This window comes from Exiguobacterium sp. s56 (genome assembly GCF_018618255.1).
Taxonomy (GTDB): domain Bacteria; phylum Bacillota; class Bacilli; order Exiguobacteriales; family Exiguobacteriaceae; genus Exiguobacterium; species Exiguobacterium chiriqhucha.
Window position 1 is genome coordinate 134,578 of record NZ_JACSLR010000006.1, and the last position, 13,490, is coordinate 148,067.

General features: G+C 50.5%; 10 protein-coding genes and 1 pseudogene. 8 read left to right on the forward strand and 3 right to left on the reverse strand.

All coding sequences use genetic code 11. The annotated features are described in order from the left end of the window. Window positions 1-31: 31 nt before the first annotated feature. Complete coding sequence (locus KNP71_RS08040; RefSeq protein WP_029595120.1) at window positions 32-274, reverse strand: hypothetical protein; 243 nt, start codon at window positions 272-274, stop codon at window positions 32-34. Between the two features lie 127 nt (window positions 275-401). Here KNP71_RS08040 and KNP71_RS08045 point away from each other — a divergent pair, with 127 nt between their 5' ends. Next, window positions 402-1,256, forward strand: coding sequence for a Rossmann-fold NAD(P)-binding domain-containing protein (locus KNP71_RS08045; protein ID WP_131472401.1), 855 nt, complete (start codon window positions 402-404; stop codon window positions 1,254-1,256). A 36-nt stretch (window positions 1,257-1,292) separates the two neighbouring features. On the opposite strand, the gene KNP71_RS08050 is transcribed toward KNP71_RS08045, so the two are convergent. Beyond that, on the reverse strand, window positions 1,293-2,270 hold the full coding sequence (locus tag KNP71_RS08050; RefSeq protein WP_029595122.1) for an NAD(P)/FAD-dependent oxidoreductase: 978 nt from the start codon (window positions 2,268-2,270) through the stop codon (window positions 1,293-1,295). Between the two features lie 266 nt (window positions 2,271-2,536). Between KNP71_RS08050 and KNP71_RS08055 the strand changes: the two genes are divergently transcribed. From KNP71_RS08055 to ptsG (KNP71_RS08075), 5 genes and pseudogenes are all read left to right on the forward strand, one after another. Continuing rightward, window positions 2,537-3,748, forward strand: coding sequence for an NAD(P)/FAD-dependent oxidoreductase (locus KNP71_RS08055; RefSeq protein ID WP_131472403.1), 1,212 nt, complete (start codon window positions 2,537-2,539; stop codon window positions 3,746-3,748). A gap of 126 nt (window positions 3,749-3,874) precedes the next feature. Next, window positions 3,875-4,192 (forward strand): YuiB family protein, encoded by a 318-nt coding sequence (locus tag KNP71_RS08060; protein WP_029595123.1) that lies wholly within the window; start codon window positions 3,875-3,877, stop codon window positions 4,190-4,192. Window positions 4,193-4,297: 105 nt separating this feature from the next. Continuing rightward, entirely contained in the window at window positions 4,298-5,143 is an 846-nt protein-coding gene (gene glcT, locus KNP71_RS08065) for a glucose PTS transporter transcription antiterminator GlcT (protein ID WP_021065527.1), read from the forward strand. Between the two features lie 217 nt (window positions 5,144-5,360). Beyond that, window positions 5,361-6,860: pseudogene (gene ptsG, locus KNP71_RS08070) on the forward strand (glucose-specific PTS transporter subunit IIBC); the annotation flags it as partial. A 140-nt stretch (window positions 6,861-7,000) separates the two neighbouring features. Then, a complete protein-coding gene (ptsG, locus tag KNP71_RS08075; protein ID WP_035385653.1) occupies window positions 7,001-9,031 on the forward strand; it encodes a glucose-specific PTS transporter subunit IIBC in 2,031 nt (676 codons plus the stop codon). A 93-nt stretch (window positions 9,032-9,124) separates the two neighbouring features. Here the strand turns inward: ptsG (KNP71_RS08075) and ptsP are convergent, their stop codons facing one another. Continuing rightward, the gene (gene ptsP / locus KNP71_RS08080) at window positions 9,125-10,843 is read right to left on the reverse strand and encodes a phosphoenolpyruvate--protein phosphotransferase (protein WP_021065530.1); all 1,719 of its coding nucleotides are present in this window, start codon (window positions 10,841-10,843) and stop codon (window positions 9,125-9,127) included. 329 nt (window positions 10,844-11,172) lie between these two features. Between ptsP and KNP71_RS08085 the strand changes: the two genes are divergently transcribed. Both KNP71_RS08085 and KNP71_RS08090 read left to right on the forward strand, forming a co-directional pair. After that, window positions 11,173-12,615, forward strand: a complete 1,443-nt coding sequence (locus tag KNP71_RS08085) for a leucyl aminopeptidase (RefSeq protein ID WP_029595126.1) — start codon at window positions 11,173-11,175, stop codon at window positions 12,613-12,615. A gap of 135 nt (window positions 12,616-12,750) precedes the next feature. Further along, on the forward strand, window positions 12,751-13,416 hold the full coding sequence (locus KNP71_RS08090; RefSeq protein WP_214830432.1) for a DUF429 domain-containing protein: 666 nt from the start codon (window positions 12,751-12,753) through the stop codon (window positions 13,414-13,416). The last annotated feature ends 74 nt before the right edge of the window (window positions 13,417-13,490 follow it).

Here is a 13,490-nt window from a genome sequence, read left to right on the forward strand (position 1 = left end):
AATCATGTCTCATGATTGGCCTTTTTTGTATTCAGTCTGTCTCTTCAATCAGAATTAATCGAATGAGTTTCGAAGCCGCGTCTAACTCGATTTGATGTTGCCAAGGACGAAACGCTGTGATTTTACACGTGTCGTTCGTGATGCGGAACGAACAGACGCTCTCTTCCTCTTGGTCAAGGACCGAGTAACGGCTGAAGTCCGATAAGCTTTGGTAAATGGCATATTGTGTCGGTAATTCACACGACCATCCTTTTTCTAATGTGATCTGATGCATGCGTCTCGCCTCTTTCTTCTCTATATATATAAGAATAACAAAAATATTCAAGGATGTGGAAGATTAGTCGAGAGGATGCAAGGGAAAATGAAAAGAGATGTCATTTCATGTAGGAGGGGCAGGGACGATGAGAAAAGTATTGATTTTCGGTGGCTCACGCTATTTTGGAAAGCGGTTGGCGCTTCGGTTGGCGGAGGCCGGTGACGATGTGACGATTGTGACGCGTGGACAACTGCAAGTACCCGAGGCGGAGGGCATCCGGTCGATCAGAGGGGACCGACAGTCGGTGGCGACGATGAAAGATTTGTCACGCGACCATTATGATGTCGTCTATGACAATATTTGCTTTAACCCGTACCAGGCAAAGATCGCCTCGGACGCTTTCATGGACCAAGTCGGTAAATATGTGCTCACGTCGACGATGTCGGTTTATGCGCCAGGCGCCGAGTTGAAAGAAAGTGATTTCAATCCGCTCCATCATGACTATCATCTCGAATCCGAACATGATTACGGGCAAGGGAAGCGAGAGGCTGAATCTTATTTCTTCCATCGCGCCTCGTTCCCGGTCGCGACGGTCCGCTTGCCAATCGTGCTCGGACCCGACGACTATACAGACCGTCTCAAGTTTTATATCGACGCCGTCCGACGGGAAGAGCCGATCGTACTGCATCACCCGGAAGCGAAGATGGGGTTCATCTCAAGCTTTGAGGCGGCCGCCTTTCTAGAATGGGTCGGTCGGGCGAACGTGACCGGACCGTTCAACGCGGCGAGTGAAGGGGTCATCTCGCTCGGGGCACTCATGGAACGGATCGGCCATCACTTAAATAAACCGGTCCAGATTATCAAAGATGGCGAGTCGTCGCCGTACGATACGGACGTCGACTATTATATGTCGATTGCCGAGGCGAAAAAGGCCGGGTTCGTCTTCACCCAACTCGACGACTGGCTCGACCGGGTCATTGTACAAACAATCCGCAAATGAAAAATGGCCCTCATCATCGCGATGAGGGCCACATCGTTATTTCCCGGCAAATACCGAAGTCGAATGTTGCGGGTGACGCGCTGTCGGGTCGACGAGCTGCTTCACTTGGTTGATGGCAATCGGAGCTTCTCCGAAGCCTGTCGCAATCAATTTTACTTTTCCTTCGTACGTGGCGATGTCACCACACGCGAAGATGCCGGCGACCGTCGTCTCCATCCGCGAGTCGACGCGGATCGTGTTCTTCTCGAACTCCATGCCCCAGTTTTTGATTGGGCCGAGCGATGAGACGAAACCGTAGTTACAGATGAGGTCATCGATCTCGACGAATTTCGATTCGCCGTCCTTGTCTGTCAATTCGACCGACTCGATGTGCGTCTCACCTGAAAGTGATTCGATGTTATATGGCGTCCAGACGTTGATCGTCGAGGCCTTCATTTGCTCGACCGTATGCTCGTGGGCACGGAAACGGTCACGGCGGTGAACGATATGGACTTCCTTGGCGATGCCTTCAAGCATGAGCGCCCAGTCGACGGCAGAGTCGCCGCCGCCAGCGATCATGACGCGGCGGTCGCGGAACTTCTCCATGTTGTCGACGAAGTAATGAAGGTTGGCATAATCTTCGCAACCATCGATGCCGAGCGGTCGTGCGGCGAATGCCCCGTTCCCGGCCGTGATGATGATGGCTTTCGTATGGTACTCATCCTTGTTCGTCGTGATCTGGAACGTGCCGTCTTCAAGACGTTCGACCGTCTCGACCGTCTCCCCGAGGCGATAGTCCTGCTCGAACTGATCGGCTTGGGCTTTTAATTGGTCAATCAAATCTTGGGCTTTCACTTTCGGGAAGCCGGCGATGTCGTAAATATATTTTTCTGGATACAGTGTCGATAATTGTCCGCCGAGCTGCGGCAAACTTTCAATCAACGCCGTATCGAGTTGGCGCATACCTGCATAAAATGCGGTGAACAGTCCGACCGGGCCGCCACCGATGATGATCACATCTTTCGTCGATTTCATCGAATTCCTCCTCAAAACGTATACATCCATTATAGTGACAATCGTGAATTAAATCCATTCTGTACAAACATCCTATACATTCAAAAAAAATTCAAGAAGATAAGCTTTTCCATTGAGAAAACGAAATAAACAGCGTACAATGAACGAGAAGCAATTGTGAACATTGGTTGAACAAGGTTTAGGCTTTATTGTGAACATTCATGTGAAAAAACACACAACATGATTGTTCAAGAAAACAAAACTATCAAAACAAGGTGGAAATGAACATGAAACGACCTAACATTGTTATTCTTGGCGCAGGTTTCGGTGGACTCATCACAGCGGTGAACCTCCAGAAGACGCTCTCAGCTGGCGACGCGAACATCACGCTCATCAACAAGCATGATTACCATTACCAGACGACGTGGCTTCATGAGCCAGCGGCCGGAACGATGAAACCGGATCAAGCTCGCATCTACATCAACGACGTCGTGAACCCGTCACGTGTGAAATTTGTCAAAGGGGTCGTCGATCGCGTCGATACTACGGCAAAACAAGTCTTGCTCGTAGACGGTTCAGCCGTTGAATATGATTATGTCGTGTTCGCACTCGGCGGCGTACCTGAAACATTCGGTATCCCTGGCCTTAAAGAGAACGCGATGACAATCAGTTCATTGAACAGCGTCCGTAAAATCAAAGAACATATCGAGTACTCGTTCGCTCAATATAAAACGAACGGTTCAGCTGACCGCTCGTACGTGACGATCGTTGTCGGTGGCGCAGGATTCACAGGAATCGAGTTCCTCGGTGAGCTCGTCAACCGTGTGCCTGAGCTTTGCAAACAGTATGACGTGCCACGTGAAGCGGTTCGCATCGTGAACATCGAAGCCGCTCCGACTGTACTTCCTGGTTTCGACCCAGAACTCACGACGTACGCGCAGAAATGGCTCGAGCGCAACGGCGTCGAGATGAAACTCGGCAACGGCATCAAAGGCGTTGAGCCTGGTGTTGTCACGTTCGGTCCACTCCAAGGCGACACGACAGAGACGATTGAAGCGAACACGATTCTCTGGACAGGTGGCGTCAGCGGTAGCCCGATCGTTGAGAAGTCTGGCTTTGAAGCGGTTCGGAACCGTGTCATGGTCGAGGCGGACAACCGTGCCCCTGGTCACGACAACGTCTTCATCATCGGTGACTGCTCGGCTGTCATGGATCCGGTCTCAAACCGTCCATACCCACCGACTGCCCAAATCGCGACTCAACAAGCGCACAACGTGGCGAAAAACATCGCTGCCCTCATCAACGGGAAATCAACTTCGAAATTCACGTATGAGAGCAAAGGGACAGTCGCATCACTTGGCCATAACGATGGCATCGGCATCGTCATGGGCAAAAAGATCTTCGGTCGTAACGCTTCATTCATGAAGAAAGTGATCGACAACAAACACTTCCTCGAATTGAAGAAGTACGGTCTCGTCCTTAAAAAAGGTAAATTCTAAGCCATATATCTGAGTGGCCCGCTCATAGGAGCGGGTCACTTTTTTATTGTCGGTGGCGTACGGTTCACCTTTGACCTAAGCGCAAACGATTCGGTATAATAGACAACGGGAAAAGGGGGCAATCGCATGCATATTATCCAGGCTGTCATTGGGGCGATTCTTTATTTGGTCATCTTCTTCAGCATCGGCTTCATTTTGAACATGCTGCTTAAAAAAACATGGACGCTCGTGTTCATCTATCCGATTTTCGTCATTATGATGATTGATAACGTCAAGCTCTCGAGTTACATCACTGAGACATCGACTGCGCTCGCCAACGTTTACGAACGCGTGCTCGGCCTTCAATTTCTGGATGTGTTCATGCTCGGTTTCGGGTTGCTCGGTGCGATTTTGGCTGGAATCACGATTCGCTACTTGCGCAAGAGTGGTTATTCAATGTTTTAAAGACGACAGAAATGTTCGTCTTTTTTGTTTTCCGCCTACTTTTTTAGGGGATGAACCGATATACTTAGTACGAAACGATTATAGTGAGTAAGGGATGCGATACGAATGACATTACCGATGTATACGATCAAGAAAGTGTTGAATAATAGCGTTGTCATTTGCCAACATGATCCGGAACCGGAAGTCATTCTACTCGGGAAAGGGATTGGCTTCGGCAAGAAAGCGGGCGATCTCGTCGACCCGGCCAGTGTCCCGGAGAAAGTGTATCAACTGACGGACAAAGAAGAGCAATCGCAATATCGTGAACTCGTCAAACACGTCGACGAGGACTTTATTGCTTTCATGCAAGAAATCGTCGGCTTTATCGAGAACAACACCGGTAAAAAAGTCGACCAACATATTCATATCGGTTTGACCGACCACTTGTTCTTCACGATGAAGCGGATTGAACAAGGGATGGAAGTCACGAATCCGTTCTTGCTTGAGACCGAATCGCTCTATCCGAACGAGTACGCGCTCGCCGAACGTATCGTCGATATGATTCACGAGCGGCTTGACGTGTTATTGCCGGACGCGGAGATCGGTTTCATCGCGCTCCACATCCATTCGGCGACGACGTTCAAAAACGTCCTCGAGGTCAATCGACACAACCAAATTATCGGGCAGATCGTTCAGACGATTGAGAGTCGTTTGAACGTCAAAATGGACCGGAGTTCACTCGATTATAAGCGCTTACTTCGGCACTTAAGGTACGCCGTTGAGCGGGTTGCGACGGGTGAGATGGTGGAGGCCCCACAAAAAATTGAAAAGGTATTGCGCGAAGAATATCCGCTATGCTATAGTACTGCTTGGGAGCTGATGGGCATCATGGAACGCGAATTAAAGCGTCCGGTCCCGCGAGGTGAAGCGACATATTTGACGATGCATCTCCAGCGCCTAACAAGTAGATAACTGATACCACGTATCTTACGTGTTACTGATTCGATCAGGCATGAGTAAGGAGTGGAACGCACCGATTTCTCTATTAGGAGAGGTCTACGTTCTATACCTTATTCATGCCTGTTTCTGTTTTTATAAACGTTTATTATGAAAACGTTTAGATACGTCGGTTGTCTGACATCTACAGTCGTCTTTCCGCACGAAACAATCACAAAAAGGAGGATTTATCATGTTTAAGCAGATCTTTGGTGTTCTTCAAAAAGTCGGTAAAGCACTTATGCTTCCTGTTGCGATTTTGCCGGCAGCCGGTCTTCTTCTTGCATTCGGTAACGCGATGCAAAACCCGGCCCTTACATCACGCGCTGGTTGGTTAACGAACGAAGGCGTTGTGAAATTCGCTCAGCTCATGGAGCAAGCGGGTGGCATTATCTTCTCGAACTTAGCACTCTTATTCGCAGTCGGTGTCGCGATCGGTTTAGCAGGGGACGGCGTTGCCGGACTCGCAGCCATCGTCGGATTCCTCATCATGAACAAAGTTATGGGTGTTTGGCTCGAACTCACACCTGAAATCATCGCACAAGGTGATCCGGCTTACGCATCAGTACTCGGGATTCCAACGCTCCAAACTGGGGTATTCGGAGGGATCATCGTCGGTCTGATCGCCGCCTGGGCATATAATAAGTACTTCAACATCGAGTTGCCACAATTCCTTGGCTTCTTCGCTGGTAAGCGTTTCGTCCCAATCGTTACTGCAGTATTGGCAGTTGTCGCTGGTTTCGTCATGCTTCTCATCTGGCCACCAGTTCAGCACGGCTTGAACACGTTCTCAAACTTCATGTTGACTGAAAACCGCACGTTCGCGGCATTCATCTTCGGTTTGATCGAACGTTCATTGATTCCATTCGGTCTTCACCACATCTTCTACTCACCATTCTGGTTCGAGTTCGGCTCGTACACGGATGCAGCGGGTAACATCGTTCGTGGTGACCAAGCTATCTTCTTCGCACAAATTCGTGATGGCGCTGAGCTCACAGCCGGTACGTTCATGACTGGTAAGTACCCGTTCATGATGTTCGGTCTTCCAGCAGCAGCACTCGCAATGTACCACGAAGCACGTCCTGAACGTAAAGCAGTCGTCGGTGGTCTCTTGGCTTCGGCAGCACTTACATCGTTCTTGACTGGTATCACTGAGCCGATCGAGTTCTCATTCTTGTTCGTTGCTCCACTCTTGTTCGCAGTACACGCAGTCTTCGCTGGCCTTTCATTCATGGTCATGCACATCTTGAACGTCAAAATCGGGATGACGTTCTCGGGCGGTTTGATCGACTACCTTCTCTTCGGTGTACTTCCTAACCGTACAGACTGGTGGCTCGTCATTCCAGTCGGTCTCGTGTTCGCAGTCGTTTACTACTTCGGATTCCGCTTCGTTATCCGTAAGTTCAACCTTAAAACACCGGGCCGTGAAGATGAAGTCGTTGAGCAATCAACTGCTACAGGTTCGGAACTTGCACAAGATATCCTCGTTGGTTTCGGTGGTTCACAAAACATCAAACACCTTGACGCATGTATCACACGTCTCCGCGTCGAAGTAAAAGATAAGAGCCAAGTCAACAAAGAAGAGTTGAAACGCCTTGGGGCAGCTGGTGTCCTTGAAGTCGGTAACAACATTCAAGCCATCTTCGGACCACGTTCGGATGCGTTGAAATCAGAAATGCAAGCGGTCATCGCTTCAGGTAACGAAAAGAAAGCTAACTAATTGAAGCTATAAGCCAATCCATTATGGGTTGGCTTTTTTTGTATGGGTGAAACGGTTTCAGCCTACTGGCAGATGGGGAAAAGTAAGTATTCTGACAAAAGGAGGGAACCATGGTGTGGAAGAAAGTGTTTGGTGTTTTGCAGCGAATCGGGAAGGCACTCATGCTTCCGGTTGCGATTCTACCGGCAGCCGGTCTATTACTCGCATTTGGTACGGCGTTCCAAAACCCTGATCTCGTTTCGCTCTTACCTTTCTTGGCAAACGATTCACTCGTCCTCGTCTGGCAGGTCATGACCGATGCCGGGGATATCGTGTTTGCCAATCTAGGTCTACTGTTCGCCGTCGGTGTCGCCATCGGGCTAGCCAACGGGGACGGTGTTGCCGGGTTAGCAGCTATCGTTGGTTATTTAATTATGAACAAGGTTATCAGCACGTGGAACGGTATTACCGCGGAAATTGCCCAGGGTGACCCGGCTTATGCGACGGTACTCGGGATTCCGACGCTCCAGATGGGGGTATTCGGCGGTATCATCGCCGGTTTGATTGCCGCCTTCGCCTACAACAAGTACTTTAACATCAAGTTGCCGGATTTCTTAGGGTTCTTTGCAGGGAAACGGTTCGTGCCAATCGCGACCGCCGCGTTCAGTTTGCTGATCGGGATTGCGCTCGCCTACATTTGGCCGCCAATCGGTTCGGCCATCAACACGTTCTCGAGCACGATCATTGAAGCGAACGTCGCCGTTTCTGCCTTCGTCTTCGGTTTGGTTGAACGTTCTTTGATTCCGTTCGGTCTGCATCACATCTGGTACTCTCCGTTTTGGTTCCAGTTCGGGGAATATACGAACCAAGCGGGAGATCTCGTCCAAGGGGACCAACGAATTTTCTTCGCCCAACTTCGTGACGGGGTCGAATTTACAGCGGGTACGTATATGACCGGTAAATTCCCATTCATGATGTTCGGATTACCCGCCGCTTGTCTCGCCATGTTCCATACCGTCCCGAAAGAACGTCGCAAAGACGTCGAAGGACTTTACTTCTCAGCAGCCCTCACTTCATTCTTGACGGGAATCACCGAGCCGATCGAATTCTCGTTCGTCTTCGTTGCACCTTTACTCTTTGGTATTCATGCCGTCTTCGCTGGACTTTCCTTTATGACCATGCACTTGCTCAACGTTAAAATCGGGATGACGTTCTCAGGCGGACTCATCGACTATCTCTTGTTCGGGGTGTTACCGAACCGGACAGCCTGGTGGCTCGTCATTCCAGTCGGTCTCGTCTTCGCGGTCATCTATTACTTCGGGTTCCGTTTTGCGATCACGAAGTTCGACTTGAAAGTGCCGGGACGTGAAACCGTCGCCGAAGGCAAAGGCGCCCGCGGCGCTGTCGGAGATGACTTACCGCATGAAGTGCTTGTCGGTCTCGGAGGACCGGAGAACATTAAGCACCTCGATGCTTGTATCACACGACTGCGCGTCACCGTGAACGATGTCAAACAAGTGGATAAAGACTTGCTGAAAGATTTAGGGGCGGCCGGAGTACTCGAGGTCGGAGATAACATTCAAGCGATCTTCGGTCCGAAATCGGATACGCTCAAATCGCAAATCGCGGCCATCATCGAAGGTGGTGAGTATCGTGGTGCGAAAGAGAAACCAGTGGTTACCCCAGGGACCTCTAACAACGAGAACGAACAATTTTTGGCGCCGATGTCAGGAACAGTTTTGTCTCTTGATGATGTACCTGACCAAGTGTTCTCAGGACGAATGATGGGGGATGGGTTTGCGATTGAACCGAGTGATGGGAAAGTAGTTTCTCCTTTCGACGGTACAGTCACGACATTCTTCCCGACCAAACATGCGATTGGGTTGCTCTCAGACGACGGACGGGAGATTCTCATCCACGTTGGACTCGATACGGTAAACTTGAAAGGGGAGGGCTTCGTCGCCAAAGTGAAAGAAGGTGACCGGGTCAGAGCAGGGGACGTCTTGCTCGATGTCGATTTGAACTTGATTCGTGATAAAGTCCCATCGCTCGTCACGCCAATCATTTTAACGAACGGTGAAGGAAAACGAGTCATTGTCTCGTATGGGGAGACGTTTGTTGCCGGAGAAGAACTCGACTTCCAAATTGTCGATCGAGTTGAGTAACGACTCTTTACTTCGACCAATAAGAAAACAAGGCAAAAAAATAAGAGTTGTCTCTCGTCGAGACAACTCTTATTTTTTGTGGTACTGACTACATTATTTTTTAATGTCGAATTTCTCACTAAGGAAGTTTACAACTTCTTCAGCTGTGTCCATGTTGAGGACGTCGTTGACGATAGCTTCTGTTTCCGACTTCGTCAAGCGCTTCACGAGGCTACGTGCACGAAGGACGCTTGATGCCGACATCGAGAATTCGTCAAGACCAAGGCCGAGCAGGATTGGAATCGCGAGTTCTTCTCCGGCCATCTCACCACACATACCGACCCATTTACCGGCTTTGTGTGCTTCTGTGATGACATTGTGGAGAAGGTTCAAGATGGCTGGGTTGAACGGTTGGTACAAGTATGAGACTTTCTCGTTCATGCGGTCCGCTGCCATCGTATATTGAATCAAGTCGTTCGTGCCGACTGAGAAGAAGTCGACTTCTTTCGCAAATTGCTTCGCCATGACAGCAGTCGATGGAATCTCGACCATCATCCCAGTTTCGTAGTTACCGACAGCAATTCCTTCTGTCTTCAACTTCGCTTCTTCTTCAAGCAAGATGGCTTTCGCAGCACGGAACTCTTCAAGCGTCGCGATCATTGGGAACATGATGGCGAGGTCACCGTGCGCTGAGGCACGGAGAAGCGCGCGAAGCTGTGTGCGGAACAAGTCCGTCTCTTCGAGGCAAAGGCGAATCGCACGATAGCCGAGGAACGGGTTCATCTCTTTTGGAAGGTCGAGGTAAGACAATTCTTTATCTCCACCGATATCGAGCGTACGGATGACGACTTGTTTGCCGTCCATACCTTCGATGACTGCTTTATAAGCTGTATACTGCTCTTCTTCCGTCGGGAATGTTTCTGAGTCCATGTAGAGGAACTCAGTCCGGTAAAGACCGATGGCGTCAGCGCCGTTTTTCAATACGCCTTCGAGGTCGTTCGGTGTACCGATGTTCGCTGCCAATTTGACCTTGTGGCCGTCGGCTGTGATCGACTCTTCGTTGACGAGTTGTTTCAACTCTTCTTTATACGCTTCGAATGCAGCGCGTTTTTCGTTATATTCGTTGACGAGTTCTTCAGACGGGTTGACGAACACGTCGCCCTCTGTCCCGTCAATGACGACGAGATCGCCATTTTTGATTTCTTCGAGTGCTACTTTTGTACCGACGACGGCAGGGATCTCGAGTGAACGAGACATGATTGCCGAGTGAGACGTACGTCCACCGATGTTTGTCGCGAAACCTTTGACGTACTTACGGTTGAGCTGAGCTGTATCAGACGGCGTCAAATCTTCAGCGATGATGATGACTTCTTCTGAGATTGAGGCTGGCGTCATGAACGTGACACCGAGAATGTGCGCCATGACACGTTTCGTGACGTCACGAACGTCTGCTGCGCGCTCACGCATGTACTCGTTATCCATCGATTCAAAGATCATGACCATCATTTGAGCGACTTCATCGAGCGCCTTCGCAGCATTCATGTGTTCGCTTTCAATTTTGTCGTTCACTTGTGAGACGATTTCCGGATCTTCGACAATGAGCAAGTGAGCCGAGAAAATCTCAGCCTTGTCTTCACCGAGCTCACGAAGCGTGATTTGACGGATTTCTTCGAGTTCTGTTTTTGACTGAGCGATGGCCGCTTGGAAACGGGCTTTCTCAGCTGCTACGTCCTCGATTTTGTTTGTCGGGATGTCGAATGAAGGTGTCTCCATGACGAATGCTTTCGCAACTGCGATTCCTGCAGATGCGCCAATACCTTTAATGTGTGACATAAGCGTAGTCCCTCTCTTCAAAGAAATAGTGGTTTCCAATGTTATCTCGTTAGTTCTTACCCGAAATGAAAAAGGAACTAACGAAAACCTGGAAGATTAAAGTAGCAACGGTCTACTACTAGGGGAAGCCTCGACCGAACAAAATGGCCTCGCCTCAACAGTGAGGGATGCCTGATTGCGTACTTTCTTATCCTATCATAAAATAAATCATCGTCACAACGAGGAGATAACACCTGAATTCGAAGAATTCATGACTCTTACGCATACTGTTTCATTATTTCGCCGAAGTTCGTTATGCTAACCATATATAAAGAAGGGAAGTGGCAAACATGTATCAAGTGAAGGATTTAGATTGGAACGGTTCATATGACACGATCGTCGTCGGAATCGGTGCTGCCGACACGATTGACGAAGGACTCGATACGTTGTTTAATGGGCGCGTCAAGTCGCTCATCCAAGCATCGGATATCTCGACGAAAACAGGGGAACTGTCCATCGTCCCGACGTTCGAAGGAACGGTCAAACGCATCCTATTCGTCGGTCTTGGACAACGCAACGAGAATACGCCTGAGAACGTGCGCAATTGGTTCGGGAAAGTCGCGAGACAAATTAAAGCACGCGCCTTCACAAACGTCGCGGTCGCGCTCGATACGTTCGGACCGAACACGGCGAAACTGTTTGCCGAAGCGTATGAGATGGCGACATATGAGCACCCTACATACAAATCTGAACCGAAGCCGGCGAAGTCATACGTGACGATCACGTTGCTCGGTGCTGGTGTAGAGGAAGAGGCGTTGACGGGTGCCGCTTACGGACGCGGTGTCAATGTCGCGCGGACGCTCACGATGATGCCGGCCAATATTTTGACGTCGGAAACACTAGCGGACTATGCGGTCGAATTGGCCGAACGTCATGGCTTTAGCCATCGCATCTTGGAGAAGGAAGAGATGGAGGCGCTCGGGATGGGTGCACTGCTCGCCGTCAATCAAGGGTCGACCATCCCGCCGAAATTGATTGTCCTCGAATACCACGGTGCAGGCGATGCAGCGCCCGTCGCCGTCGTCGGAAAAGGAATCACGTTTGATACGGGTGGTTACTCAATCAAGCCGAAAGACGGCATCGTCGGTATGAAAGGCGACATGGGGGGCGCGGCGACCGTGCTCGGCCTATTCGAGACGCTTGCGACGACGAAACCGAACGTGAACGTCATCGGCGTCATCCCATCGACGGACAACATGATTTCGGGGGACGCGTTCAAACCGGATGATGTCATCACAGCGATGAGCGGGAAGACGATTGAAGTGCTCAATACCGACGCGGAAGGTCGTCTTGTCCTCGCCGACGCTGTCACCTTTGCCAAGACGTATGAACCGCAAGCCATCATCGATGTGGCGACGCTAACGGGCGGTGTGCTCGTCGCGCTCGGCACAGAAGTGACTGGTTGCCTGACGAACGATGCGTCGCTCTACGGCGCCTTAGAAGCTGCGAGCCGAGAGACGAATGAACTCGTCTGGCAAATGCCATACTTCGACGTCTTCATTAAACAAGTCCGGAAATCAGAAGTCGCAGATTTGAACAATTCGCCGGGCCGTTATGGGCATATGATCTTTGGTGGCGCGTTCGTCGGTGAGTTTGTCGGCGACACGCCTTGGCTCCACCTCGATATCGCCGGGACGAGTGAACGTTCGGCGGCAAGCGATCTCGGACCAAAAGGACCGACTGGGGTCATGGTGCGAACGCTCGCATTGATGCTCGAAGAATGGAAACGTTGAAGTCAGGATTGTTATTGATTGGCTTAGCCGTCGTCTCCGGACTCGGATACACGGCTTGGCCGAGTCAATGGTTGTTGGGAGTGACCGTCTTATGCGCGGTGCTCGGAATATTGTTTTTGATGCAGGAGGGACGACGTGGTCGGAGTAGGAATTGATGGCGCGCGCGGGAGCTGGGTAAGAATCACGTACGACAGCATCTCGCTCTGTTTGACCATCTCAGAAAAGTTGGAAGATTTATTGATTGAAGGGGCCGTCCATTTTGTCGACATGCCGAAAGACTTGGCGACGATTGATGCGCCGGACCGGTCGTGTGATGCCTGGATGCGGTCACAACTGAAGCAGCGGAAGTCGTCCATCTTCACGCCGCCGATTCAAGACGTGCTCATGGAGGCGTCCTATGCCGAGGCGAATGCAAAGAGCCGGGAACTGGTCGGAAAAGGGATCAGTAAACAGGCGTGGAACTTGGTGCCGCGTATCCGTGAGTTTCAAACGATCACGGATGCAGATGTCTACGAGTCGCATCCTGAAGTGTGTTTTGCCGTCATGACGGGAAACGAGGCGTCCTTCAGCAAGAAGACCGAGGCGGGAGAGCTTGAACGGATCGAGTTGTTGCGCCGTTATTCGAACAGCTCACCATGGAAATGGAAGATGTCGAACGTGCAAGTCGATGATATCATCGACGCCTGTATTTTGGCCGTTGCCGCCTATGAGGCGGGCACGACCGGGATGGTGACGCATCCGGACCAAACTGAAGGGGCACCGTTCGTGGCGGTACCGAAGACAAAAGAGGCTGGGACATAACTAGCCAGTTCTAAAGTATTTCAATCAAAAAGAGGGGTCCGGTCACCGATTTTCGGTGACCGGACCCTTTCTTT

Coding starts and splice junctions, on each gene's coding strand:
- ptsP (WP_021065530.1), bottom strand. CDS start 10,843: ATGTCACACATTAAAGGTATTGGCGCATCTGCAGGAATCGCAGTTGCG.
- KNP71_RS08040 (WP_029595120.1), bottom strand. CDS start 274: ATGCATCAGATCACATTAGAAAAAGGATGGTCGTGTGAATTACCGACA.
- KNP71_RS08060 (WP_029595123.1), top strand. CDS start 3,875: ATGCATATTATCCAGGCTGTCATTGGGGCGATTCTTTATTTGGTCATC.
- KNP71_RS08055 (WP_131472403.1), top strand. CDS start 2,537: ATGAAACGACCTAACATTGTTATTCTTGGCGCAGGTTTCGGTGGACTC.
- KNP71_RS08085 (WP_029595126.1), top strand. CDS start 11,173: ATGTATCAAGTGAAGGATTTAGATTGGAACGGTTCATATGACACGATC.
- KNP71_RS08045 (WP_131472401.1), top strand. CDS start 402: ATGAGAAAAGTATTGATTTTCGGTGGCTCACGCTATTTTGGAAAGCGG.
- glcT (WP_021065527.1), top strand. CDS start 4,298: ATGACATTACCGATGTATACGATCAAGAAAGTGTTGAATAATAGCGTT.
- KNP71_RS08050 (WP_029595122.1), bottom strand. CDS start 2,270: ATGAAATCGACGAAAGATGTGATCATCATCGGTGGCGGCCCGGTCGGA.